This window comes from Thiomonas sp. OC7, assembly GCF_900634595.1.
GTDB lineage: Bacteria > Pseudomonadota > Gammaproteobacteria > Burkholderiales > Burkholderiaceae_C > Thiomonas > Thiomonas arsenitoxydans.
Map to the genome: position 1 here is coordinate 1,856,814 of NZ_LR131953.1, position 21,723 is coordinate 1,878,536.

General features: G+C 63.1%; 25 protein-coding genes and 4 tRNA genes. 9 read left to right on the forward strand and 20 right to left on the reverse strand.

What is annotated here, in order from left to right; genetic code table 11:
• Window positions 1-68: 68 nt before the first annotated feature.
• The 16 genes from rplL to BIO17B3_RS09030 all read right to left on the reverse strand — a co-directional run bounded on the left by rplL (window position 69) and on the right by BIO17B3_RS09030 (window position 10,343).
• Complete coding sequence (gene rplL, locus BIO17B3_RS08955; protein ID WP_013107506.1) at window positions 69-446, reverse strand: 50S ribosomal protein L7/L12; 378 nt, start codon at window positions 444-446, stop codon at window positions 69-71.
• Between the two features lie 54 nt (window positions 447-500).
• Window positions 501-998 carry a 50S ribosomal protein L10 gene (rplJ, locus tag BIO17B3_RS08960; RefSeq protein WP_013107507.1) on the reverse strand — a complete coding sequence of 166 codons (498 nt, stop codon included), beginning with the start codon at window positions 996-998 and terminating at the stop codon, window positions 501-503.
• A gap of 301 nt (window positions 999-1,299) precedes the next feature.
• Window positions 1,300-2,010, reverse strand: a complete 711-nt coding sequence (gene rplA / locus BIO17B3_RS08965; protein ID WP_156053786.1) for a 50S ribosomal protein L1 — start codon at window positions 2,008-2,010, stop codon at window positions 1,300-1,302.
• Window positions 2,011-2,442 (reverse strand): 50S ribosomal protein L11, encoded by a 432-nt coding sequence (gene rplK / locus BIO17B3_RS08970; RefSeq protein ID WP_013107509.1) that lies wholly within the window; start codon window positions 2,440-2,442, stop codon window positions 2,011-2,013.
• 150 nt (window positions 2,443-2,592) lie between these two features.
• Complete coding sequence (gene nusG, locus BIO17B3_RS08975; protein WP_013124519.1) at window positions 2,593-3,156, reverse strand: transcription termination/antitermination protein NusG; 564 nt, start codon at window positions 3,154-3,156, stop codon at window positions 2,593-2,595.
• A gap of 10 nt (window positions 3,157-3,166) precedes the next feature.
• Window positions 3,167-3,550 (reverse strand): preprotein translocase subunit SecE, encoded by a 384-nt coding sequence (gene secE, locus BIO17B3_RS08980; RefSeq protein ID WP_013107511.1) that lies wholly within the window; start codon window positions 3,548-3,550, stop codon window positions 3,167-3,169.
• Window positions 3,551-3,588: 38 nt separating this feature from the next.
• A tRNA-Trp gene (locus BIO17B3_RS08985) sits at window positions 3,589-3,664 on the reverse strand.
• 154 nt (window positions 3,665-3,818) lie between these two features.
• Window positions 3,819-5,009, reverse strand: a complete 1,191-nt coding sequence (gene tuf, locus BIO17B3_RS08990; protein ID WP_013107281.1) for an elongation factor Tu — start codon at window positions 5,007-5,009, stop codon at window positions 3,819-3,821.
• 49 nt (window positions 5,010-5,058) lie between these two features.
• Window positions 5,059-5,133: transfer RNA gene (locus tag BIO17B3_RS08995), tRNA-Thr, on the reverse strand.
• 60 nt (window positions 5,134-5,193) lie between these two features.
• A tRNA-Gly gene (locus BIO17B3_RS09000) sits at window positions 5,194-5,267 on the reverse strand.
• Window positions 5,268-5,389: 122 nt separating this feature from the next.
• Window positions 5,390-5,475, reverse strand: a tRNA-Tyr gene (locus BIO17B3_RS09005).
• 64 nt (window positions 5,476-5,539) lie between these two features.
• On the reverse strand, window positions 5,540-6,412 hold the full coding sequence (gene trpC / locus BIO17B3_RS09010) for an indole-3-glycerol phosphate synthase TrpC (protein ID WP_232054233.1): 873 nt from the start codon (window positions 6,410-6,412) through the stop codon (window positions 5,540-5,542).
• Window positions 6,409-7,455 (reverse strand): anthranilate phosphoribosyltransferase, encoded by a 1,047-nt coding sequence (gene trpD / locus BIO17B3_RS09015; RefSeq protein ID WP_013107513.1) that lies wholly within the window; start codon window positions 7,453-7,455, stop codon window positions 6,409-6,411. Before trpD ends, trpC begins: the two co-directional genes overlap by 4 nt.
• A complete protein-coding gene (locus tag BIO17B3_RS09020; protein WP_156053787.1) occupies window positions 7,442-8,032 on the reverse strand; it encodes an aminodeoxychorismate/anthranilate synthase component II in 591 nt (196 codons plus the stop codon). Before BIO17B3_RS09020 ends, trpD begins: the two co-directional genes overlap by 14 nt.
• A 44-nt stretch (window positions 8,033-8,076) precedes the next feature.
• The gene (gene trpE, locus BIO17B3_RS09025) at window positions 8,077-9,576 is read right to left on the reverse strand and encodes an anthranilate synthase component I (RefSeq protein WP_013124523.1); all 1,500 of its coding nucleotides are present in this window, start codon (window positions 9,574-9,576) and stop codon (window positions 8,077-8,079) included.
• 302 nt (window positions 9,577-9,878) lie between these two features.
• On the reverse strand, window positions 9,879-10,343 hold the full coding sequence (locus BIO17B3_RS09030) for a PaaI family thioesterase (protein WP_156053788.1): 465 nt from the start codon (window positions 10,341-10,343) through the stop codon (window positions 9,879-9,881).
• A 122-nt stretch (window positions 10,344-10,465) separates the two neighbouring features.
• Between BIO17B3_RS09030 and BIO17B3_RS09035 the strand changes: the two genes are divergently transcribed.
• Window positions 10,466-11,089 (forward strand): chalcone isomerase family protein, encoded by a 624-nt coding sequence (locus tag BIO17B3_RS09035; protein WP_156053789.1) that lies wholly within the window; start codon window positions 10,466-10,468, stop codon window positions 11,087-11,089.
• Window positions 11,090-11,233: 144 nt separating this feature from the next.
• On the forward strand, window positions 11,234-11,809 hold the full coding sequence (locus tag BIO17B3_RS09040; RefSeq protein ID WP_013107518.1) for a chalcone isomerase family protein: 576 nt from the start codon (window positions 11,234-11,236) through the stop codon (window positions 11,807-11,809).
• 72 nt (window positions 11,810-11,881) lie between these two features.
• Here the strand turns inward: BIO17B3_RS09040 and gph are convergent, their stop codons facing one another.
• Entirely contained in the window at window positions 11,882-12,583 is a 702-nt protein-coding gene (gene gph / locus BIO17B3_RS09045; RefSeq protein ID WP_156053790.1) for a phosphoglycolate phosphatase, read from the reverse strand.
• Window positions 12,583-13,281: a ribulose-phosphate 3-epimerase gene (rpe, locus tag BIO17B3_RS09050; RefSeq protein ID WP_013107520.1), complete on the reverse strand. Its 699-nt coding sequence runs from the start codon at window positions 13,279-13,281 to the stop codon at window positions 12,583-12,585. Before rpe ends, gph begins: the two co-directional genes overlap by 1 nt.
• A gap of 131 nt (window positions 13,282-13,412) precedes the next feature.
• On the opposite strand from rpe, the gene apaG reads away from it, so the two are divergent.
• The 4 genes from apaG to BIO17B3_RS09070 all read left to right on the forward strand — a co-directional run bounded on the left by apaG (window position 13,413) and on the right by BIO17B3_RS09070 (window position 17,510).
• Window positions 13,413-13,787: a Co2+/Mg2+ efflux protein ApaG gene (gene apaG / locus BIO17B3_RS09055; protein ID WP_013124528.1), complete on the forward strand. Its 375-nt coding sequence runs from the start codon at window positions 13,413-13,415 to the stop codon at window positions 13,785-13,787.
• Window positions 13,787-15,910, forward strand: coding sequence for a site-specific recombinase (locus tag BIO17B3_RS09060; protein ID WP_156053791.1), 2,124 nt, complete (start codon window positions 13,787-13,789; stop codon window positions 15,908-15,910). Before apaG ends, BIO17B3_RS09060 begins: the two co-directional genes overlap by 1 nt.
• Before the next feature lie 2 nt (window positions 15,911-15,912).
• Window positions 15,913-17,178 (forward strand): murein transglycosylase A, encoded by a 1,266-nt coding sequence (locus tag BIO17B3_RS09065; RefSeq protein WP_232054234.1) that lies wholly within the window; start codon window positions 15,913-15,915, stop codon window positions 17,176-17,178.
• Between the two features lie 95 nt (window positions 17,179-17,273).
• Window positions 17,274-17,510, forward strand: a complete 237-nt coding sequence (locus BIO17B3_RS09070) for a YdcH family protein (RefSeq protein ID WP_156053792.1) — start codon at window positions 17,274-17,276, stop codon at window positions 17,508-17,510.
• A 30-nt stretch (window positions 17,511-17,540) separates the two neighbouring features.
• On the opposite strand, the gene BIO17B3_RS09075 is transcribed toward BIO17B3_RS09070, so the two are convergent.
• Complete coding sequence (locus BIO17B3_RS09075) at window positions 17,541-18,461, reverse strand: DUF808 domain-containing protein (protein WP_156053793.1); 921 nt, start codon at window positions 18,459-18,461, stop codon at window positions 17,541-17,543.
• A 113-nt stretch (window positions 18,462-18,574) separates the two neighbouring features.
• Here BIO17B3_RS09075 and BIO17B3_RS09080 point away from each other — a divergent pair, with 113 nt between their 5' ends.
• Window positions 18,575-19,330 (forward strand): sulfite exporter TauE/SafE family protein, encoded by a 756-nt coding sequence (locus BIO17B3_RS09080; RefSeq protein ID WP_013107526.1) that lies wholly within the window; start codon window positions 18,575-18,577, stop codon window positions 19,328-19,330.
• 26 nt (window positions 19,331-19,356) lie between these two features.
• On the opposite strand, the gene BIO17B3_RS09085 is transcribed toward BIO17B3_RS09080, so the two are convergent.
• Entirely contained in the window at window positions 19,357-19,536 is a 180-nt protein-coding gene (locus tag BIO17B3_RS09085; RefSeq protein ID WP_156053794.1) for a hypothetical protein, read from the reverse strand.
• Between the two features lie 193 nt (window positions 19,537-19,729).
• Here BIO17B3_RS09085 and BIO17B3_RS09090 point away from each other — a divergent pair, with 193 nt between their 5' ends.
• Together BIO17B3_RS09090 and hemE are read left to right on the forward strand one after the other, a co-directional pair.
• A complete protein-coding gene (locus BIO17B3_RS09090; protein ID WP_156053795.1) occupies window positions 19,730-20,116 on the forward strand; it encodes a CZB domain-containing protein in 387 nt (128 codons plus the stop codon).
• Between the two features lie 155 nt (window positions 20,117-20,271).
• The gene (hemE, locus tag BIO17B3_RS09095) at window positions 20,272-21,366 is read left to right on the forward strand and encodes a uroporphyrinogen decarboxylase (protein ID WP_156053796.1); all 1,095 of its coding nucleotides are present in this window, start codon (window positions 20,272-20,274) and stop codon (window positions 21,364-21,366) included.
• Window positions 21,367-21,723: the final 357 nt, after the last annotated feature.

The following is a 21,723-nucleotide window of genomic DNA, read 5'->3' on the forward strand; positions in this document are numbered from 1 at the left end:
TGAACCGGCAGAAGGCGCGAAAGCCCGGAAGGCCAATTGACCTTCCGGGCCCACGCAAAACCATAGACTTACTTGATTTCAGCCTTGGCGCCGGCTTCTTCCAGCTTCTTCTTCGCAGCTTCGGCATCGGCCTTGGCCACGGCTTCCTTGACAGCCTTGGGCGCGCCGTCCACCAGATCCTTGGCTTCCTTCAGGCCCAGGCCCGTCAGTTCGCGCACGGCCTTAATGACGCTGACCTTGTTCGCGCCGACTTCCGTCAGGATCACGTTGAATTCGGTCTGCTCTTCCACGGCAGCGGCAGCACCGCCGCCCGCGCCAGGAGCGGCCACGGCCATCGCGGCAGCGGACACGCCGAATTTTTCTTCGAACGCCTTGACCAGGTCGTTGAGTTCCATGACAGTCATGCCGCCGACGGCGTCGAGGATTTCCTGTTGATTCATTGCCATTTGTTGACTCCGAGATAAATGTTTGAAAAGAGAATGTTGAAAGCTTCAGCCTGATCAGGCTGCTTCGGTTTCGCGTTTTTTCGCCAACTGGCCCAGCGCCACGGCAAAGCCGGACACGGGAGCCTGCATGACACCCAGCAGACGCGCCAGCAGCACTTCGCGCGACGGAATGCTGGCAAGGGTCTTGACCCCGGCGGCGTCGAGCGCCTTGCCGTTGACCACACCCGAGCGAATGACCAGCTTGTCATTGGTTTTGGCAAAGTCGTTGATGACCCGGGCGGCGGCTACTGCATCTTCGGAAAATCCGTAGATCAGCGGGCCAGCCATTTCACCGGCGATAACTTCGCATGAGGTTCCCGAAACAGCGCGCTTGGCCAGGGTGTTCTTGAACACCTGGAGATGCACCCCGTTTTCGCGAGCCTGCTTGCGCAGCTTGGTCATCTGCTCGACTGCAATGCCGCGATACTCGGCCAGAACCAGGGATTGCGCCTTGGCTGCCAGCGCCGAGATTTCCTCGACTGAAGCTTGCTTTTCAGAGCGGTTAAGACTCAAGATTGACTCCTGAAGAAATTGCCTTGAACCCAAGCGGCTCAAAGCGCCTAAACAAGCGTCCTCTGGAGTGACTACAGGCAACGTTCGCACCTTGCCCATTCTCTCGTCCAGCGGGTTCGCCATCTGCGCAGACCCGACGTCGCAGGCATGACGTCGAATTAAGCGAGACTGCCGTCTCGCGCCTGCGGTCTTGGATCGCCCGAAGCGGCATGAAAATCACCGCATCGGCCCACCAATTGCTGCTACTCATTCCTGCTCAGGCCCGACCGATCATTCAATCGGCCGGGCCTGCTTCAAACATTTACTGCCCGGCAACCGCGGCATTCACCGTGGCGGTATCGACGCGCACGCCGATGCCCATAGTGGACGAAACCGCCACCTTTTTCAGGTAGATGCCCTTGGCCGCTTGCGGACGCGCTTTTTGTAGCGCTTCGATCAGCGCGGCCAGATTGCTGCGCAGCGCATCGGCGCCAAACGAGGCGCGACCGATCGTGCCATGCACGATGCCGGCCTTGTCGGCACGGAACTGCACCTGACCGGCTTTGGCGTTTTTCACCGCACCCGCGACGTCCGGCGTCACAGTACCCACCTTGGGGTTGGGCATCATGCCGCGCGGGCCGAGAATCTGACCCAGCGCACCGACTACGCGCATGGCGTCGGGTGAAGCGATGACGATGTCGAAATTGAGGTTGCCGGCCTTGACCTGCTCGGCCAGATCTTCAAAACCAACGATGTCTGCACCGGCGGCCTTGGCCTCTTCAGCCTTGGCGCCTTGGGCGAACACGGCTACGCGCTTGATCTTGCCGGTGCCCGCGGGCAGCACGACCGAACCCCGCACGACCTGGTCAGACTTGCGGGTATCCACGCCGAGGCTCACCGCCACGTCGATGGACTCGTCGAACTTGGCGACCGCGCACTCCTTGACCAACACCAGCGCATCATCCAGCGCGTACAGCTTGTTGGAATCGACCTTGGCGCGCAAGGCCGCATAACGTTTGGGCATCTTGGCCATTTACACGCCCTCCACAGTAACGCCCATCGAACGGGCCGTGCCCGCGATAGTGCGAACAGCCGCGTCGAGATCGGCGGCCGTCAGGTCTTTCATCTTGGTGTTGGCGATCTCTTCGAGCTGAGCCCGGGTGATCTTGCCAACCTTGTCGGTATGCGGTTTGGCCGAGCCTTTGTCGAGCTTGATGGCCTTCTTGATCAACACACCGGCGGGCGGGGTCTTGATGATGAAGGTGAACGATTTGTCCGCGAAGGCGGTGATGACCACCGGCAGCGCGAGGCCCGGCTCCACACCTTGAGTCTGCGCGTTGAACGCCTTGCAGAACTCCATGATGTTGAGGCCGCGCTGACCGAGCGCCGGGCCGATCGGCGGCGAGGGATTGGCTTTACCAGCTGGCACTTGCAGCTTGATGAAGCCGACAATTTTCTTTGCCATAGTGACTCCGAATGGGTACGAGCGCCTTTGTTTTCACAAGGCTCCCCGAAACCCGCCCTTTACGACTCACACTGCAACCCGGGCGGGATGGGCGGCAGCAATCAAACGATTTGCAGTTGCTCGCAAGCAACCATGCAGATCAACAAGCGGTCAAAGCCGCTCGATCTGCTGAAACTCCAATTCAACCGGCGTGGCGCGACCAAAGATAGTGACCGAGACACGAAGCCGCGACTTTTCGTAGTTCACCTCTTCCACATTGCCGTTGAAGTCGGTGAACGGGCCTTCCTTGATGCGGACCATTTCGCCCACCTCGAACTGCACCTTGGGACGCGGCTTGTCCGCACCCTCTTGCATCTGGCTCATGATCTTGTTCACATCCGCCTCGCTGATCGGCACGGGGCGATTTTTGGCGCCGCCTACGAAACCGGTCACCTTGCTGGTGTGCTTGACCAAATGCCAGGTCGCGTCGTCCATTTCCATTTCCACAAGCACATAGCCCGGGAAAAAGCGACGTTCGGTAATGCTTTTATGACCATTCTTGATTTCGACGACTTCTTCCGTCGGCACCAGAATGCGCCCGAATTTGGTTTGCATCCCCGCGCGCTCAATGCGCTCGGCGAGGTTGCGTTGCACGGCCTTCTCCATGCCGGAATAGGCGTGGACGACATACCATTGCTTGCCAGCTTGCGCCGCCATCGTTTGTGCTTCAGCCATACTCATGCTCCTAGCGCTTCCAACCAAGGATCAGGTCGTAGAGCACATATTCCAGCGATTTGTCGGTCAGCCAGAGAAAAAGGGCCATCAAAATAACAAACGCAAATACGATGCCCGTCATCTGCATGGCCTCTTTGCGCGTCGGCCAAACCACCTTCTTGGTTTCGCGCACCGCATCCTGCCCGTAGGCAATGAGCGCACGCCCCGGCTCGGAGAGGAAAAACACCACAACCGCGCCCGCCAGCAGTACCAGGAACGTGACGACGCGCACCCACATGGGCTGCCCGGCCAGGCCATAGAACAAGCCCAGCGCGGCGAGCAGCAAGACCGCTGCCGCCCCCAACTTAGCTTTGTCCGCCCCAGTGGAGACGGTTTCGACAGACGGATTCGCCATATGGATTTACGCGCGTTCAACCCCGAAACGGTTCGGAGTGGCAGGGGCAGAGGGAATCGAACCCCCAACCTTCGGTTTTGGAGACCGACGCTCTGCCAATTGAGCTATGCCCCTGTACCTTCTAGCACCAAGGCCGTTGTCTGCGAAACAGGCAACGGCCGCAATTCAAACAGATTCGGGCTGGCCCCGCAGAGCGCCCTCAAAAAACCCTGGTTCGGAGCGCACGCCGGATTTCTCCAGAAGCCGCCCCGAATCCAGGTTGAACGATTTACTCGATGATCTTGGCCACCACCCCGGCGCCGACGGTACGACCGCCCTCCCGGATGGCGAAGCGCAGACCCTCTTCCATCGCGATCGGGGCGATGAGCTTGACGGTGATGCTGACGTTGTCGCCGGGCATGACCATTTCCTTGTCCTTGGGCAGTTCCACCGCACCGGTGACGTCGGTGGTGCGGAAGTAGAACTGGGGACGGTAGTTGTTGAAGAAGGGGGTGTGACGGCCGCCTTCGTCTTTGCTGAGCACGTAGATCTCGGCGGTGAAGTGGGTGTGGGGCTTGACGCTGCCGGGTTTGCACAGCACTTGGCCGCGCTCGACGTCTTCGCGCTTGGTGCCGCGCAGCAGGATGCCGACGTTGTCACCGGCTTGGCCTTGGTCGAGGAGTTTGCGGAACATTTCGACGCCGGTGCAGGTGGTTTTCTGCGTGGCGCGAATGCCGACGATTTCGATTTCTTCACCGACTTTGATGATGCCGCGCTCGATCCGGCCGGTCACGACGGTGCCGCGCCCGGAGATGGAGAACACGTCTTCGACGGGCATGAGGAAGGCACCGTCCACAGCGCGCTCGGGCGTGGGGATGTAGCTGTCGAGGGCGTCGGCGAGGTTGAAGATGGCTTTCTCGCCGAGTTCGCCTTTGTCGCCTTCGAGGGCGAGTTTGGCGGAGCCTTTGATGATGGGGGTGTCGTCGCCGGGGAAGTCGTACTTGGACAACAGTTCGCGCACTTCCATCTCGACGAGTTCGAGCAGCTCGGCGTCGTCGACCATGTCGCATTTGTTGAGGAACACGACGATGTAGGGCACGCCGACCTGGCGGGCGAGCAGGATGTGCTCGCGGGTCTGGGGCATGGGGCCATCAGCGGCGGAGACGACGAGGATGGCGCCGTCCATCTGGGCGGCACCGGTGATCATGTTCTTGACGTAGTCGGCGTGGCCGGGGCAGTCGACGTGGGCGTAGTGGCGGTTGGCCGTCTCGTATTCCACGTGCGCGGTGTTGATGGTGATGCCGCGAGCCTTCTCTTCGGGCGCTGCGTCGATCTGGTCGTAGGCCTTGGCCGATCCGCCAAACTTGGCCGCCAGCACGGTGGTGATGGCCGCCGTCAGCGTGGTCTTGCCGTGGTCCACGTGACCAATCGTGCCCACGTTGACGTGCGGCTTGGTCCGCTCAAACTTTTCCTTCGCCATGATTCAAACTCCTCAAGCCTACAAAGATGGACAAATCGATAAATTCAACTGGTGCCCATGGCGGGAATCGGACCCGCGACCTCTCCCTTACCAAGGGAGTGCTCTGCCACTGAGCCACATGGGCCTGAACGCTTGCACGCTCAAGAAAAAACCGTTACATAACAACACTAAATACCGCAGGAGCTGGAGCGGGAGACGGGAATCGAACCCGCGCCATTAGCTTGGAAGGCTAAGGTTCTACCATTGAACTACTCCCGCCTTGCCTAGCACTGGACACCCTGGCGAGGCCCGCAGCGACCAACTCGGAGCGACTGATCGCCGCCAACACGACGAAGCCCGCAGCAAAAACCAAAAGCAGCAAAGCACATCATTCTTGCGCCTGGTGGAGAGGGCTGGATTCGAACCAGCGTACTCGTAAGAGGGCAGATTTACAGTCTGCTGCCATTAACCACTCGGCCACCTCTCCGAGGCGAACCGCAGATTCTTAGCGATTTTTGCAGCAATGTCAAATAGAAGGCCTTTTAGCCGGGTCAATCGAAGAGCGCGCGCAGGGCTGTGCCGGGGTCGTCCGCGCGCATGAAGGCTTCGCCGACGAGGAAGGCCTGAACGCCGGCGGCCCGCATGCGCGCGACGTGATCGGCGGTCAGAATGCCGCTTTCGGTCACAACGACGCGGCCCTCAGGAATCTGTGGCAGCAGATCAAGGGTGGTCTCCAGCCGGGTTTCAAAGCTGCGCAAGTCGCGGTTGTTGATGCCAAGCAGCGGCGTGCGCAGCGCCAACGCCGCCTCCAGTTCAGCCGCGTTGTGTATCTCGACCAGCACATCGAGGCCGTAGCTCATCGCCTCGGCTTCCAGTTCGATCAATTGCGCCCGCGGCAGAGCGGCGGCGATCAACAGCACGCAGTCGGCCCCCATCGCGGCCGCCTCGGCGATCTGGTAGGCATCGACCATGAAATCCTTGCGCAATACGGGCAGCGCGCAAGCCGCCCGCGCCTGCTGCAGATAAGACGCCGCCCCCTGGAAGTACTGCACATCGGTGAGCACGGACAAGCAGGTGGCGCCCCCGGCCGCGTAGCTGCGAGCGATAGCGGCCGGATCGAAGTCGGCACGCAGAACCCCGCGCGACGGACTGGCCTTTTTCACTTCCGCAATGACGGCGGGCCCACCCTCGGCGACTTTGGCCTGCACCGCGGCGGCAAACCACCGCGTTGGGCCCCGCGCCGCAGCCTGCTCGCGCAGCGCCGATAAAGGCACCTGCTCGCGCGCCGCTGCCACTTCTTGCGCTTTGGTGGCGAGGATGCGCTGAAGAATGTCGCTCTCAAGAAACTCGCTGGGCCGCCCCGAGAGTTTCTTGCCCCTTGAGGGGAGAGCCGAGCGAAGCGAAGGGTTTCGGGGTGGGCTCATACGCTGGCCGCCAGATTCTGCATGGCGCGGGTGACGCGCACGAACTCTTGCATTTTGTCGCGTGCTGCGCCGCTGGAAATGGCTTCGCGCGCCATCTGTACGCCGTCGATCAATGCGGGCGCGACGTTCGCGGCGTACAGCGCGACCCCTGCATTGAGTGCCACGATGTCTCTGGGCGCGCCCGCCACATCGTTGAGCGCCTCGTGCATCAGCTCGATGGACTGAGCCGGGCCTTCCACCCGCAGCGCCTCCAACGGCGCGGACTTCAGCCCGAGATCGCCGGGGTGAATGGCGTATTCGCTGATCTGGCCGTTCTTGAGTTCGCCAATCAGCGTCTCGCCCGACAGTGACACCTCGTCCAGACCATCCAGCCCATGCACCACCAGGGCGTGCTCGCTGCCCAGCCTTTGCAAAACACGCACCAGAATACCGACCAGATCGGGGTGGAACACCCCCAGCAACTGGTTAGGCGCACCCGCGGGGTTGGTCAGCGGCCCAAGAATATTGAACAGGGTGCGCACTCCCAACTCCTTACGCACCGGCGCCGCGTGCTTCATGGCCGGATGGTGGTTGGGCGCGAACATGAAGCCGATGCCGCATTCGGCCAGACTTTGCGCCACTTGCTCTGGCGTGAGCTGGATGTTGGCGCCCAGCGCGTCGAGCGCGTCGGCCGAGCCGGAGGAAGAACTCACGCTGCGCCCGCCATGCTTGGCCACCTGCGCCCCGGCGGCGGCGGCGACAAACATGCTGGCGGTGGAGATATTGAAGGTGCGCGCGGAATCGCCCCCTGTGCCGACGATGTCGACCAGGCGCTTTTTATCGGCCACTTCGACCGGCGTGGCGAATTCGCGCATCACCATCGCGGCGGCGGTGATTTCGCCGATGGTTTCCTTTTTCACCCGCAGGCCGGTGATGAGCGCGGCCATCATGACCGGGGACATCTCGCCGGTCATGATGCGGCGCATCAGCCCGATCATTTCATCGTGGAAGATTTCGCGGTGCTCGATGACGCGCACCAGCGCATCGTGATTACTGATGGTCATGGAAGTGGCCCTCGTTCAACGCCAGAAAATTCTGCAGCAGCCGGTGGCCGTGCTCGGTCTCGATGGATTCCGGGTGAAACTGCACGCCCTCGATGGCGAAATGGCGGTGACGCACCCCCATGATTTCGCCATCTTCGGTCTGCGCGGTAATTTCCAGGCAGGTCGGCAGGCTGTCGCGCTCGATGGCCAGCGAGTGATAGCGCACCACGGTGTACGGACTGGGCAGATCGGCGAACACGCCTCGGCCGTCATGGGTGATGGGGCTGGTCTTGCCGTGCATGATTTGCCGCGCCCGCACGATCTGGCCGCCAAACGCGGCGCCGATGGCCTGATGCCCCAGGCAGACGCCCAGAATGGGCAGTCGCCCGGCGAAATATTGCAGCACCGGCACGGAGATACCCGCCTCGGCGGGCGAGCAGGGCCCGGGAGAAATGACGATGCGCTCGGGATTGAGCGCCGCGATGGCTTCGAGATCGAGCTCATCGTTGCGCACGGTGTGCACGTCCTGGCCGAGTTCGCCGAAATATTGCACCAGGTTGTAGGTAAAGCTGTCGTAGTTGTCGATCATCAGCAGCATGGTGGGCTCCGTGGGTCTGGGAAGAGAGGGGGCAGGTCGGCGCTTTAGCCGTCCAGCCCTTCCTGCACTTGCTCGGCCGCGCGCAACACGGCGCGGGCCTTGGCCTCGGTTTCGCGCCACTCCATCTCGGGCACGGAATCAGCCACCACGCCAGCGGCCGCCTGCACGTACAACCAGTTGTCCTTGACGATGCCGGTGCGAATGGCAATGGCCAGATCCATGTCACCGGCAAAACTCCAGTAGCCGATGGCCCCGCCGTACAGCCCGCGGCGGGTGGGTTCGAGTTCGTCGATCACTTCCATGGCGCGAATCTTGGGCGCGCCCGACAGCGTGCCCGCCGGGAAGGTGGCGCGCAGCACATCCATTGGCGTGCGCTGCGGTTGCAGCAGCCCCTCGACGTTGCTGACGATGTGCATCACATGCGAATAGCGCTCGATGGCGAACGCCTCGGTCACCTTCACGCTGCCGGTCTGCGCGATCCGGCCCAGATCGTTGCGCGCCAGATCAATGAGCATCAGATGCTCGGCCCGTTCCTTCGGGTCGGCCAGCAGTTCGGCCTCGTTGCGCACATCGGCCTCGGCGGTGGCGCCGCGCGGCCGCGTGCCCGCCAGCGGGCGGATGGTGACCTTGCGTCCTTCGGGCACGGCCTCTTCGCGCACCAGAATCTCGGGCGATGAGGCCGCAATCTGAAAGTCGCCGAAGTTGAAATAAATCATGTACGGCGAAGGGTTGAGCGAGCGCAGCGCACGGTAGAGCGACAGCGGCGAATCGCTGAAGCGCTTGCGCAGGCGCTGCCCCACCTGCACCTGCATGAAATCGCCGGCGGCGATGTAGTCCTTCGCCTTCTCGACCGCTTTCAGATAGTCGGCCTTGTCGAACTCGCGCTCGATCGGCGTCACGCTGCTGCGCTGCATGGGCGGCGCCGAAACGGAATAGCGCAGTTGCTCGCGCAGACCGCGCAAGCGCGAGCGCGCCTGGCTGTAGGCCTCGGGCTGGCCGGGGTCGGCATAGACGATGAGGTAGAGCCGCCCCGACAGGTTGTCGATCACGGCGAGTTCTTCGCACAACATCAGCAGGATGTCGGGCATACCGAGCGGATCGGGCTTGGGATGCTTGGCCGCAGACGCCATCAGGCGCGGCTCGATATAGCGCACCGCGTCATAGCCGAAATACCCCGCCAACCCGCCGCAAAAACGCGGCATGCCTGCAGGCAGCGCCACCTTGAAGCGGGCGTGGAACGCTTCGATGAAATCCAGCGGCGGCGCTTCGGAGGTTTCCACCACCGCGCCGTCGCGCAGCACCTCGGTGAGGCCGTTCTTCACCCGCACCTGCGTGCGCGCGGCCAGGCCGATGAAGGAGTAGCGGCCGAAGCGCTCGCCGCCGACGACGGATTCCAGCAAAAAAGTGTTTTTCCCGGCTCCTGCACCCACCCCCAGCTTGAGGTAGAGCGACAGGGGAGTTTCCAGATCCGCCAGCGCTTCCGACACGAGCGCAATGCGGTTGTAGCCCTGGCGGGCCAGTTCTTTGAATTCGAGTTCAGTCATGTTCGTCTCAAGGGTCGGCTGCCCCGCAGGGGCGGGCAGCGGATATCGCGGGAGTGCAGCCTGTTGCCGACACGGCCCCGAGCATTGACGCGCGAATGGGGCGCAGATCGGAGGTGATTCAGGCCGCAGCAGCGGGCACGATCAGCCAGAACCGCCAGGGCCAGGCCCCCCGGTCTCCAGAACCCGATGCGTGTCGCCGATGGATGAACATGGACAGTGAATGAATCGCGCAGATCTATCCGAGTGAGCGAATGTAGCAAACTCGCAGGGCCATTTTCCGCGTAACGGGCTCAAACGCGGTCTCAAGCGCCGAAGTTTTCCGGCATCTGTACCGCGACGACCTCCCCGCGCACGGTGGCCACGCCGCCCGCAAACACCGTGGACTCCACAATGACCTTGCGGCCCTTGATTTCTTTGACACGACCGCGAATTTCAAGCGCTGTGCCCAAGGGCGTCGGTTTGAGAAAATCGACATGCAGCGATCCGGTGACAAAACGGAACGCCGGTTGCGTGTCCATCTCCCGCCCTTCGGCACGGTACATCGCCGCTGCCGCCGTGCCGGTGCTGTGGCAATCGATCAGCGAGGCGATCAAGCCGCCGTACACAAAGCCAGGCACTGCGATGTGATAGGGCTGGGGCGTGAAGCGCGTGACCGTTTCATCACCATCCCAGACGGTCTTGATCTGATGCCCCTCGGCATTGAGGCGGCCGCAGCCATAGCAGTGCGCCAGTGCGTCGGGGTAGCTGTCCTGAAAAACCTTGGGCATGACGTCTCCTTCATGGGTGTCGTTGCAGTATCTTAAACGGCGCCCGATCCAAATTCACTTGTCAAAGCACGGCGTTTTACGAAAAATGAACGACCGTTCGATAACAGACAACAGGAGACTTCATGGATCACACCGCTCACAAGCCGCTGCGCACCTTCGGCGCAACCGCCTCGCTGATCGCTGCACTGGCCGCCGCATCCTTCATGCCGAGCGCGCAGGCGCTCACCCTGCACGGCGTGGATATTCCGCCGCAAGTGGATGTCGGCGGCAAGGCGCTGACGCTCAACGGCGCCGGTACCCGGTACGTGTTCTTTTTCAAGGTTTACACCGCCGCGCTGTATTTGCCGCAGAAAAGCACGCAACCGCAGGCGATTTACAACATGGCCGGGCCCAAGGAGTTGAAACTCACCCTGCTGCGTGATGTGAGCGGCAAGGAGCTCGGCGACAAACTCAACGAAGGCATCAAAAACAACCTCAGCCCGGAGGAGTTCAGCGCCTTTATTCCCAGCCTAGTGCAACTGGGCGGACTGTTTGCCCAAAAAAGCCAGATCAAAACCGGGGAAACGGTGACTATCCGCGAGATTCCCGGCAAGGGCAGCACTATCGCCATCGATGGCGTGCCCTCGGGCGGGGTGTTCACCGAGCCGCAGTTTTTCAACTCCATGCTCAAAATCTGGCTGGGCAAAGATCCCGCTGAAGACCGGCTCAAACGTGCGCTACTGGGCAACGAAGCGGACAGCAACTGACCGGCTTCACCGGGCAAGGCTTGCGCGCCGTCATGTTTGGTGACCACTCAAACACGCCGTTTCGGTGAAAACCCGAACATGCAAGGGGTGGGTTCATAAAATAAGATTTGGCTGATATACCCACAAACCACCCGAGGATCGTCCATGAAAACAGTTCTGACCGCAACCGCCATCGCGCTGGCCGCGACGTTCGGCGCCGTAAGCGCCAATGCCGCCGTCAAAGTGGGCGGCGTTCCTGTGATGCAAACCGCCCCGGCCAACGGCGTGCCCCTGCTGATCAACGGCGCTGGCGTGGTCGATATGGGCGGCAAGATGGCCGCGGCGGTTTACCTGCCGCAAAACACCACGTCGGTCAGTAACATCATGACCATGCCCGGGGCCAAATCGATTCGCCTCACCGCCATTTCCAATATGTCGGCTGACGCTTTGGCCAAGGCGCTGGATGCTGGGGTGAAAAAGGGCGTGTCCGCCGCGCAGTACGCCTCGTTCAAGCCGGCGATGGACGCCTTCAGTAAACAACTGGCCAGCGTGAAGCAGATCGCCAAGGGTCAAACGGTTGAACTGCTGTTCGAACCCTCCAACGGCATCGTGCTGATGGGTCCGGGCTCGCACATCATTCCGGGCACCGGCAACGCCGAGCTGTATCAGGCTATGCTGCGCATGCTGCCCGCTGGCGTGCTGTCCAATACCTCGATTCAAAAGCAGAACATCAACGGCTGATCGCAGCGGCTCTGCCCACAAAAAAGCCGCTCCTGTTCGGAGCGGCTTTTTTATTGCTGCGTGCTGAATTATTCAGGCGAGGAGCAGATCGCCGATGCGGTCGGCAAAGCCATCTGCGTCCACCGCACGCACGGGCTCGCCGTGGTTGTAGCCGTAGGTGACCAGAGCCACCGGGCAACCGGCGGCACGGGCGGCCAGGGCATCGTTCTGCGAATCGCCGATCATCAGCACCACCGCGGTGGGCAGGCCGATCTGCTTGCAGGTTTCGACCAAGGGCATGGGGTCGGGCTTCTTGCGCGGGAAGGCGTCGCCGCCGTTGACCACTTCAAAGTGCTGCAGCAGCCCTTTGAGGTCGAGCAGTTCGCGCGCGTAGCGTGTGGGCTTGTTGGTGATGCAGGCCAGCCGCAAGCCCGCAGCCTTCAAGGACGCTAGCCCTTCGGGCACGCCGGGAAACGGGTTGGAATACTGGCCGTTGATGGTGCCGTAAATACGCTGATAGGTTTCGATGGCGCGCGGGTACAGGTCTTGGGCCTGATCGTCGCGGAGGTGAATGCGCAGGGTCTGCAGCACCAGATATTCGGAACCTTTGCCGATGCGATGCTCCACCTGCTCACGGCTGACCGCGGGCAGACCGAGTTCGTCCATCAACCGCGAAAGCGCCGCATGAAAGTCGCCCAGGGTGTCGATCATGGTGCCGTCGAGATCGATGATGGCGGCCTGCACGGCGTGGCCGACCAAGGTCAGGGCTGGCGTTGCAGCGGTGCGGGCGTCCATCAGGCCACCGCCGCGAGGTTGGCGCGCATGGCGTCGATCACGGCCTTGTAGTCGGGCTTGCCGAAAATGGCGCTACCGGCCACGAAAGTGTCCACCCCGGCCGCGGCGGCCGCGGCGATGTTGTCGGGCTTGATGCCGCCGTCGATTTCCAGCAGGATGTCGCGGCCCGTCTGTGCCTTGTAGGCGTCGAGCTTGGCACGTACCTGTTTGGCCTTGGGCAGGCTGCTTTCAATGAAACTCTGTCCGCCAAAGCCGGGGTTGACGCTCATCAGCAGCACCAAATCGACCTTGTCCATGACGTAGTCGAGCACGGAAAGCGGCGTGGCGGGGTTGAACACCAGCCCGGCCTTGGCGCCGCCGTCGCGAATCATCTGCAGGGTGCGATCGACGTGCTTGCTGGCTTCGGGGTGGAAGCTGACGATGTCGGCGCCCGCCTTGACGAAGGACTGGGCGATGGCATCGACCGGCTCGACCATCAGATGCACATCCAGCGTGATGGGGGTGCCGTCGGCCTTCTTGCAGTAGGGCTTGATGGCCTCGGCCACCAGCGGGCCGATGGTGAGATTGGGCACGTAATGGTTGTCCATCACGTCGAAGTGGATGAAATCAGCGCCGGCGTCGATGACGTTGCGCACCTCCTCGCCCAGGCGGGCAAAGTCGGCCGAGAGAATGCTGGGAGCGATGCGGTAGGTTTTCATGGCGTTCATTTTAGAGGGATGCCCAACTGATTCTGTAGGGATTTGAACCCAACTACCTGACGCGGCGCAATTCCCTGAATGTCAAGCCATCTCAAGCGCGCACTCCACTGCTAACTCCTAGAATCGGGCGCATGTCGACCTATCAATTTTCCGTTTCGGTGATTCCGCAATACCTGCCCGAGCAGTCGGATGCGGAGCAAGGCGTTTATGCCTACAGCTACACCGTCACCGTGATCAACACCGGACGCGTGGCCGCGCAGCTCATTTCCCGCCACTGGATCATTACCGACGGTGCGGGCAAGGTGGAAGAAGTGCGCGGCCTGGGCGTGGTGGGGCAGCAGCCCTTTCTCAAGCCCGGCGAAGCGTTCGAATACACCAGCTGGTCGCAACTGAGCACGCCGATGGGCAGTATGCGCGGCAGTTATTTCTGTGTCGCCGAAGATGGCGAGCGCTTCGAGGCGCACATTCCCGAATTCGCGCTGGTTCAGCCGCGGAGTCTGCACTGATGTTTTTTGCCAAGCGACGGGCGCGCAAGGCGGCGGCGCGCGCGGCGACGGAGGTGCATTCGCTGCTCGACGCGGCCAGCGCACAGGCGCAGCCCGTGGAGCAAGCGCTCTGGATCATCGAACTGCTGGACTGGCTGCGACGCGGCCCCGACGCCGATCTCCTGCGAGAGGGTCTGAACCTCCCGCCCGCTCTCGCTGCGCAAAACGGCGAAGACACTACGGCGCTCGCCGAAATCCGCCGACTGCAAACCCTGCTGGACGTGCTCGACCACCTGCCCGAGCGCCGCGCCGAAATCGCCGCCGTGATCAACGGCCTGCTGCGCAACACCGATGCCACCTTGCTGCTGGCCGATTTCGGCTTCAGCCAGCGGCCTTCGTTTTTCAGCGAATTCAGCGAACGGCTGGGCAACAAATGGCTGCCCAAATCGCCCGAAACGCGCGATCTCGCCGTGCTGTTCGCCCTGTTTTTTCCGCAGGCGCACGACGCCGTCTGGCTCGAAGCGCTCGATGCCGAGACCCTCGCACGCCTGCGCGAATTGCTGGCCACGCGCGAGATCGAAACCGAAAAAACCGCCAGCGCGCAGCTCTGGCGCACCGCCCTGCTCGATGCGCTGACCTATACCGTCAGCCAGATCCGCGCCACCGGCTTCTCGCCCGATCTGCGCTCGCGTATGCACAACAGCGGCCCACTGGCGGGCGAGGTCGAAGCCCCGTTCAAGCATCTGGCCGCGCAGTATGAAACGGTACAGACGCTGTTGGCGCAGCAGCCCCCCGGCGACGAAGAGGCGCTGCGGCAGTCGCTCACACTGCTTCGCGCCGGGCTGGAAGCCTGTCGCCAGCAGGCCGATTCGGTCACGGCGCATCTGGAAGACTACGGCACTTCGCTCAGCCTGGTCTATGTGCTGCACCAGTTGCATCAGCGCATCGACCGCGCCGAGGCGCTACTCAATTGCCTGGTGGGCGACACCCCGGCGCGCGACACCGCCCATCTGTTCGCCAATTTCGTGCGCCTGAACGCCCAGCGCCGCAGCCTGCGCGCCCTGTGGCGGCACAACACCGCGCTGCTGGCGGAAAAAATGGCCGAACGCCACGCCGAGACGGGCGAGCACTACATCACCCGCGACCGCCGCGAATACCGCGCCATGCTCGGCGCGGCGATGGGCGGCGGGCTGATCATGGGGTTCACCACCTGGATCAAGATCGGCATTCTCGGCCTGAAAACCGCGCTGTTCTGGACCGGCCTGCTCGCCGGGCTGAACTACGCGGTGAGCTTTGTCATCGTGCAATTGCTGCACTGGACCATCGCCACCAAACAACCGGCGATGACCGCACCGGCCATGGCCGACAAGCTCGGCGAGCTGTCCAAACCCGGTGGGGTGGAGCGATTCGTTGACGAAGTCGCCAACCTCACGCGCTCGCAGTCGGCCGGGGTGTTCGGCAACGTGCTGCTGGTCATGCCGGTGGCGCTGCTGCTTGGCCTGGGTGGGCTGGCCGTGTTCGGGCCGCAGTTTCTGCCCGTGCCCAAGGCGGAGCACGAGCTGCAATCGTTGTCGCTGCTGGGCCCCACACCGCTGTTTGCCGCGTTTACCGGGGTGCTGCTGTTCCTCTCCAGTGTGATGGCAGGCTGGGCGGAAAACGCCTTCGTGCTGCACCGGCTCGACAGCGCCATCGCCTGGAATCCGCGCATCCGGCGTCGCCTGGGCGCGCTGCGCGCAGCGCGCTGGGCCGCCTGGTGGCGTCGCAATATCGGCGTGATGTCGGGCAATGTGTCGCTCGGCCTGCTGCTCGGATTGACGCCGGAGTTCTTCCGCATTTTCGGCCTCGACCTGCAAGTGCGGCACGTCACCCTGTCATCGGGCCTGTTTGGCGCGGCGTGCGCCAGCCTGGGGCCCGCGGTCGTGAACGATCCGGCGTTCTGGTGGGCGCTGGCGGGCATTGCCGTCAACGGCGTGCTCAACGTCGGCGTGAGTTTCTATCTGGCCTACCGCCTGGCCTTGCGCGCCCGGGGCATTCAGGTGAAAGAGCGCCGCGCCATCTACACCAGCATTGCCCGTCGGCTGTGGCGCAGGCCCTGGACGTTCATCCTGCCGCCGCGACACGCTGCGGCCAGCGCACACGGCTGAGCATGACGTTGTTTTCGCACCGACCGGGGTTGATGGGCCGGGTCCGCACCGCCCTGCTCTGCCTGCTGGGGCTGGTACTGGCGTCCTGCGCCACGCCGCCCGCGCCGCCCACTTCTTCGCTCACGACCCTCCCGCCCACTTCGGCGCCGACGGCGCCTTGGCCTGCAACCCCGCCGGGCACCGCCGCCGCGCTCACCGGCCCCGGCGTGCGGCTGCAACCCGCCCAGTGGGCCGATTTGCCTGGCTGGCCGCAAGACGATTTCAGCGGCGTCTGGCAGGCCTTCCGGCGCGACTGCGGCGCACGCCTACCCAGCGCGCTGGCGGCGGTGTGCCGACGCGCGGCGTCCGTGCCGGCGGACGATCCGCAGTCGCAGCGGGCGTTCATCGAGGCCGAGTTCGCGCCGTGGCAAATCACCGCCTCGGAAAAACCGGACCAAGAGAACAAAGGCTTGATCACCGGCTACTACGAGCCGGTGCTGCACGGCTCGCTCACCCGCATCTGGCCTTATGTGGTGCCCGTCTGGGGGCTGCCCGCCGACCTCGTGCCGCGCGCGCCGGGCGCCGATGGTGTCAGCGGCGGCCGGGTGGCTTGGGTGGACGGGCAGCAGCGCGTGCTGCCCTACTGGAGCCGGGCGCAGATCCAGTCCGACCCCGCCTTACAGGCCGCGCTGGATCGTCACACCGTGGTCTGGCTCGACAGCGCGGTGGACGCCCTGTTCCTGCAGGTACAAGGCTCCGGCCTCGTGCGTCTGCCCAGCGGCCAGACCTTGCGACTGAGCTACGCCGGCACCAACGGCTGGCTCTACAAATCGGTCGGTCGCTGGCTGCTCGACACCGGGCGGGTGAACGGCACGATCACCATGTCCATCATCCGCGCCTGGGCGCAGATGCACCCAGCTGAAGTGCCCGAAATGCTGGCCGCCAACCCGCGCGTGGTGTTCTTCAACGCCGCGCTCGACACCGACCCGCAACGCGGCCCCATCGGCGCCCTGGGCGTGCCCCTCACGGCCATGCGCAGCATCGCGGTGGACAAGCGCGCCATCGCGCTGGGCCTGCCGGTGTGGCTGTCCACCGCGCAACCTTACGACGGCAGCGCCAGCCCCCCCAAGGCGCTCAACCGGCTGGTGTTCGCGCAGGATGTGGGCTCGGCCATCACGGGCACTGTGCGCGCCGACTTGTTCACCGGCACCGGCGATGCGGCCGGCGAACTCGCAGGCCGCATGCAGTGGCCCGGGCGCATGTGGGCGTTGCTGCCGGTCAATCCCTGAAAGGCCTGCAACGGGCAGCTTGCGCGCAGCGGTGGCACGTCCGCGCGAACCGTCCTATGGTTAAGCCTTGCTCAACAACACAGGAGGACGTCCCCATGACACTAGACCCGCACGATCTGACCCACGAATTTCCCGCCCAGGCCGACAAGATCCACGCGCTGAAAGCGGACAACGCCCACTTCCAAAAGCTGGCCCAACGCTACGAAGAACTCAACAAGGAAGTGGTGCAGATTGAAGAAGGCGTGCACGCCGCCGATGACCTGCACCTGGAAACGCTGAAAAAAGAGCGTTTGCAGCTCAAGGACCAGATCGCCGCACTGCTGGCTGCCTAAATACTTTGTCGGTATGCGCACCGGCGCGGCTCAATGTGCCGCCGCGCCGCGCCCCCGAAGTTTCTGCCCGAGCGTCCACACGCCGAGCACCCCGATGCCGGTGGCGATGCCCACCGCGGCATCCAACAACAGCGGGCTCAACCAGCCCAGCGCCGCACCCGACTGATGCACCACGGCCTCGCTGGCGTGATGCAGCCAGGGCCAGCCGTGGCGGATGATGCCGCCGCCCACCAGAAACATCGCGACAGTGCCCACCACACTCAGCCCCTTCATCAGCCAGGGCGCCGCAGTCAATAGGCCGCGCCCCAGCGCCTGCGCGGCGGCAGACGCCTGACGGCTCAGGTAGAGCCCGGCGTCGTCCAGCTTCACAATGCCCGCAACCAGCCCATAAACGCCCACGGTCATCAGCACCGAAATGCCGACCAGCACGGCGACCTGCGTGATGAAGCTCGCACCAGCCACCGCACCGAGCGTGATGGCGATGATTTCGGCGGAAAGCACGAAGTCGGTGCGCACCGCCCCCTTCACCTTGTCGCGCTCAAGCGCCAGCAGATCGACCTCCGTGTGGGTCAGCGCCTGGGTCAATTCCTCGTGATGGGCTTCTTCTTCTGATGGGCTGTGGAAGAACTTGTGCGCCAGCTTTTCCGCGCCCTCAAAGCACAGATACGCCCCGCCCAACATCAACAAAGGGGTGATCGCCCAGGGCGCAAAGGCGCTGATCGCCAGCGCCAGCGGTACAAGAATCGATTTGTTGATCAGCGAGCCCTTGGCCACGGCCAGCACCACGGGAATTTCGCGATTGCTCTGCACCCCGGTGACCTGCTGGGCGTTGAGCGCCAGATCGTCGCCCAGCACGCCCGCGGTTTTTTTGGCCGAGAGTTTGGTGAGCACCGCGACGTCATCCAGCACGGTGGTGATGTCATCTAAAAGAGCGAGCAGACTGGTTGCCATTGCAGTAGGGGGTCGTGTTACCAATTGAAAGCGGTATTGGACGACAAACCGCAGGCCTGCCGGGCGCAGCGCTGGCGTTCTGCGTATGCTTGACGCTTTTTCGCATCAAGCTCATGTTCAACGACGGTTTCACTTTGGCGCTGGTCGCGCTGGCCGCATTTTTTGGGGCGGCGCTCAACGCCGCTGCCGGTGGCGGTAGCTTCCTCACCCTGCCCGCATTGATCTATGCCGGGATTGCGCCCGTTGCCGCCAACGCGACCGGCACCACGGCCCTGTTGCCCGGCTACTTGGCCAGCACCTGGGGCTTCCGCGAAGACCTCGGCCCGCCGCGCTCGGTCGGCATGACCGCGCTGATGCTGACCTGCCTGGTGGGCGGGGGCATCGGCGCCGGGCTGTTGATCACCACCAGCAATCACGCATTTCGGGCACTAGTGCCGTGGTTGCTGTTGTTCGCCACCGCCTTGTTCGCCTTCGGGCCGACCTTGTTGCGCCGCATCGGCCGCCACCCCGAGCAGCATGCGCCGCGGCTGCAGGCGCTGGTCGGCCTGTTCGTGGTCAGCGTGTACGGCGGCTACTTCAACGGCGGCCTCGGCGTGCTGCTGCTGGCGATGCTCACCCTGATCGGCGAGACCCATCTCAACCGCATGAACGCACTGAAAAACGCCATCTCCGCCGTGCTCACCCTGTTCGCCGTGGGCATCTACGCCGCCGCTGGCACCGTGCAGTGGCGCTGGGTGGCGGTCATGCTGCCCGCCGTGCTGGTAGGCGGCTATGTAGGTGCGCGCGTCGCCCGGCGAATTCCGCGCGAGGTGATGCGCTGGAGCATCGTGCTGATCGGTCTGGTGATGAGCGCGCTGTTCTTTCGCTGAATTCCCGGGCGTCTCATCCCGGCCTCTCATCGCCCGTCTTTGACGATGAGATAGACGCCCACAGCGACCAGCCCCATCCAGAGCGCGACCGCCCCCGTGCCCAGCCATTGCGCCGCCTGGTCGATGAACAGCAGAAACACCGCGGCCAGCGCCAGAATGCCGTTGCCCAACCAGAATCTTGGTCCGTGTTTGGGTTCTTGTTGCACAGTTCCTCCCGGGTTGATAAAGAGGTGCAGCCTATCGTAGGGCGATGCTGAAAAACATCGCTTGGGTGGAAACTTGGCCTCTCGCCTTCCGAATTTTGAAGCCCCTCAGCCCAAGGCGCATCGCCGAATTGTAAAGTTTCATCCTGACAACTATATTTGGGCCATCTGCCAAACTATCGTCAACCCAACCCGTATGGAACTGAACTTTTTTTCGGCGACAAACGCCCACAAAGCGTGGAAGAAGCGGTTGCACGATTGTGTCAGCGGCGCCTGCTCCACCCTCGACCCGGACACCATCGCGCTGGACAACCGCTGCGATCTGGGCAAGTGGCTCTATCGCATTCGCGAAAGCCGTCCGGCGCTGAGTACCGACACGCAGCGCTTGTTCACACGGCTGTTCGAAGAACACGCCGCATTTCATCGCGTGGCCGCCGATGTCGCCCGCCAGGCTTTGGCCAATCAACGACAAGAGGCGCTGCAGCAATTGCAAGGCGGAGGCGAGTACGCCCGCATTTCCAATCAAGTCATCGGCACCTTGGGCGATCTTTATCTCAAACGCAGGGAATTCGGCATGGATTGAACCCGGATGATCCACCCCGGCCTGTGGCGACCATGATGACAAACGCTACTGGCGCACCCGCGCCGTCGTCCCTTGTCCCCACAGAGCATCCGGGTTGAAACATCCAGAGCAAAACGCGCGCTGGGCTGCGCCTGCAGTTTGCGACAATACCGTCCATGACTGCACCCATTGCCAACGACACCTTCCTGCGCGCTCTGCGCCGCCAGCCCACCGACTACACCCCGCTTTGGCTCATGCGCCAGGCCGGGCGCTACCTACCGGAATACAACGCCACCCGCACCCGCGCCGGGAGTTTTCTCAGCCTGGCGCAGAACCCGCACTTCGCCACCGAGGTGACGCTCCAGCCGATCGACCGCTACGCGCTGGACGCGGCCATTCTGTTTTCCGACATTCTCACCGTGCCAGACGCCATGGGCCTGGGCCTGCGCTTCGAGGCGGGCGAAGGGCCGAAATTCGATCGCCCGCTGCGCACCGAGGCCGATGTGGCCGCGCTCGCCGTGCCCGACATGGACAAGCTGCGCTACGTGTTCGACGCCGTCAGCGAAATCCGGCGCGCGCTGGTGCAGAACGGCACCCAGCGCGTGCCGCTGATCGGTTTTTCCGGCAGCCCCTGGACGCTGGCCTGTTATATGGTCGAAGGCGGCGGCAGCGACGACTACCGCACCGTCAAGACGATGCTGTATTCCCGCCCCGATCTGATGCACCGCATTCTCGCGGTCAACGCCGAAGCGGTGGCGCAGTATCTGGCCGCGCAGATCGACGCCGGCGCGCAAGCCGTGATGATTTTCGATAGCTGGGGCGGTGTGCTGGCCGACGGCGCTTTTCAAGAATTTTCACTCGCCTACAGCCAGCAGGTCATCGCCGCGCTCAAACAGCGGGCGCCTCAGACCGACGTGCCCGTGATTCTGTTTACCAAGGGCGGCGGCCAGTGGCTCGAAGCCATGGCCGACACCGGCGCCGACGCGCTCGGGCTCGACTGGACGACTTCGCTCGCCCAGGCCCGCGCCCGCGTGGGCCAGCGCGTGGCGCTGCAAGGCAATCTCGACCCCAACGTACTGTTCGCCCCGCCCGCCGCCATCGAAAAAGAAGTGCAACGGCTGCTGCACAGTTTCGGCCCGGTCGGCGCGGGCGCAGGCCATGTGTTCAATCTCGGACACGGCATTTCGCAATTCACCCCGCCCGAGCATGTGTCGGCGCTGGTCGAAGCGGTGCACACCCACAGCCGGGCCTTGCACCGCAGCGCGTCCTGAACGGGTGAAGCTGGCTGCGTTCAGGCTCGCGGCCAGCTCCCCGGCGCGCCCCTCTGTCGCTGCCCGGCGATACCTCGCGCTGCAAGGGAAATTCTGATTTGTCAAGCTTGACAAATTGGCTTATGCACATTTTTGGTCAGCTTGCACCGCAGCAAGTTGATCACAGATTTAGCTTTAGATCTTCTCGCTTAATTCATTGATTTATCTTGATTTTTTCGATATTTCACAATTCGGTAAATTTTTCTGCACAGGCTTATCCACAAGGCTGCCGTCCTGGCGCATGGTATTGATGCACAGAGTTATCCACACCCTGTTTTGATCCAGAATAACTCCTGATCTGACGCCGACTTAGCGCCC

Excerpts from the sequence above, each read along its gene's own strand:
- rplL (WP_013107506.1), bottom strand. The coding sequence starts at position 446 with ATGGCAATGAATCAACAGGAAATCCTCGACGCCGTCGGCGGCATGACT.
- rplA (WP_156053786.1), bottom strand. The coding sequence starts at position 2,010 with ATGGCCAAGATGCCCAAACGTTATGCGGCCTTGCGCGCCAAGGTCGAT.
- rplK (WP_013107509.1), bottom strand. The coding sequence starts at position 2,442 with ATGGCAAAGAAAATTGTCGGCTTCATCAAGCTGCAAGTGCCAGCTGGT.
- nusG (WP_013124519.1), bottom strand. The coding sequence starts at position 3,156 with ATGGCTGAAGCACAAACGATGGCGGCGCAAGCTGGCAAGCAATGGTAT.
- secE (WP_013107511.1), bottom strand. The coding sequence starts at position 3,550 with ATGGCGAATCCGTCTGTCGAAACCGTCTCCACTGGGGCGGACAAAGCT.
- tuf (WP_013107281.1), bottom strand. The coding sequence starts at position 5,009 with ATGGCGAAGGAAAAGTTTGAGCGGACCAAGCCGCACGTCAACGTGGGC.
- trpC (WP_232054233.1), bottom strand. The coding sequence starts at position 6,412 with ATGAGCCCACCCCGAAACCCTTCGCTTCGCTCGGCTCTCCCCTCAAGG.
- trpD (WP_013107513.1), bottom strand. The coding sequence starts at position 7,455 with ATGACCATCAGTAATCACGATGCGCTGGTGCGCGTCATCGAGCACCGC.
- BIO17B3_RS09020 (WP_156053787.1), bottom strand. The coding sequence starts at position 8,032 with ATGCTGCTGATGATCGACAACTACGACAGCTTTACCTACAACCTGGTG.
- trpE (WP_013124523.1), bottom strand. The coding sequence starts at position 9,576 with ATGACTGAACTCGAATTCAAAGAACTGGCCCGCCAGGGCTACAACCGC.
- BIO17B3_RS09030 (WP_156053788.1), bottom strand. The coding sequence starts at position 10,343 with ATGCCCAAGGTTTTTCAGGACAGCTACCCCGACGCACTGGCGCACTGC.
- BIO17B3_RS09035 (WP_156053789.1), top strand. The coding sequence starts at position 10,466 with ATGGATCACACCGCTCACAAGCCGCTGCGCACCTTCGGCGCAACCGCC.
- BIO17B3_RS09040 (WP_013107518.1), top strand. The coding sequence starts at position 11,234 with ATGAAAACAGTTCTGACCGCAACCGCCATCGCGCTGGCCGCGACGTTC.
- gph (WP_156053790.1), bottom strand. The coding sequence starts at position 12,583 with ATGGACGCCCGCACCGCTGCAACGCCAGCCCTGACCTTGGTCGGCCAC.
- rpe (WP_013107520.1), bottom strand. The coding sequence starts at position 13,281 with ATGAAAACCTACCGCATCGCTCCCAGCATTCTCTCGGCCGACTTTGCC.
- apaG (WP_013124528.1), top strand. The coding sequence starts at position 13,413 with ATGTCGACCTATCAATTTTCCGTTTCGGTGATTCCGCAATACCTGCCC.
- BIO17B3_RS09060 (WP_156053791.1), top strand. The coding sequence starts at position 13,787 with ATGTTTTTTGCCAAGCGACGGGCGCGCAAGGCGGCGGCGCGCGCGGCG.
- BIO17B3_RS09065 (WP_232054234.1), top strand. The coding sequence starts at position 15,913 with ATGACGTTGTTTTCGCACCGACCGGGGTTGATGGGCCGGGTCCGCACC.
- BIO17B3_RS09070 (WP_156053792.1), top strand. The coding sequence starts at position 17,274 with ATGACACTAGACCCGCACGATCTGACCCACGAATTTCCCGCCCAGGCC.
- BIO17B3_RS09075 (WP_156053793.1), bottom strand. The coding sequence starts at position 18,461 with ATGGCAACCAGTCTGCTCGCTCTTTTAGATGACATCACCACCGTGCTG.
- BIO17B3_RS09080 (WP_013107526.1), top strand. The coding sequence starts at position 18,575 with ATGTTCAACGACGGTTTCACTTTGGCGCTGGTCGCGCTGGCCGCATTT.
- BIO17B3_RS09090 (WP_156053795.1), top strand. The coding sequence starts at position 19,730 with ATGGAACTGAACTTTTTTTCGGCGACAAACGCCCACAAAGCGTGGAAG.
- hemE (WP_156053796.1), top strand. The coding sequence starts at position 20,272 with ATGACTGCACCCATTGCCAACGACACCTTCCTGCGCGCTCTGCGCCGC.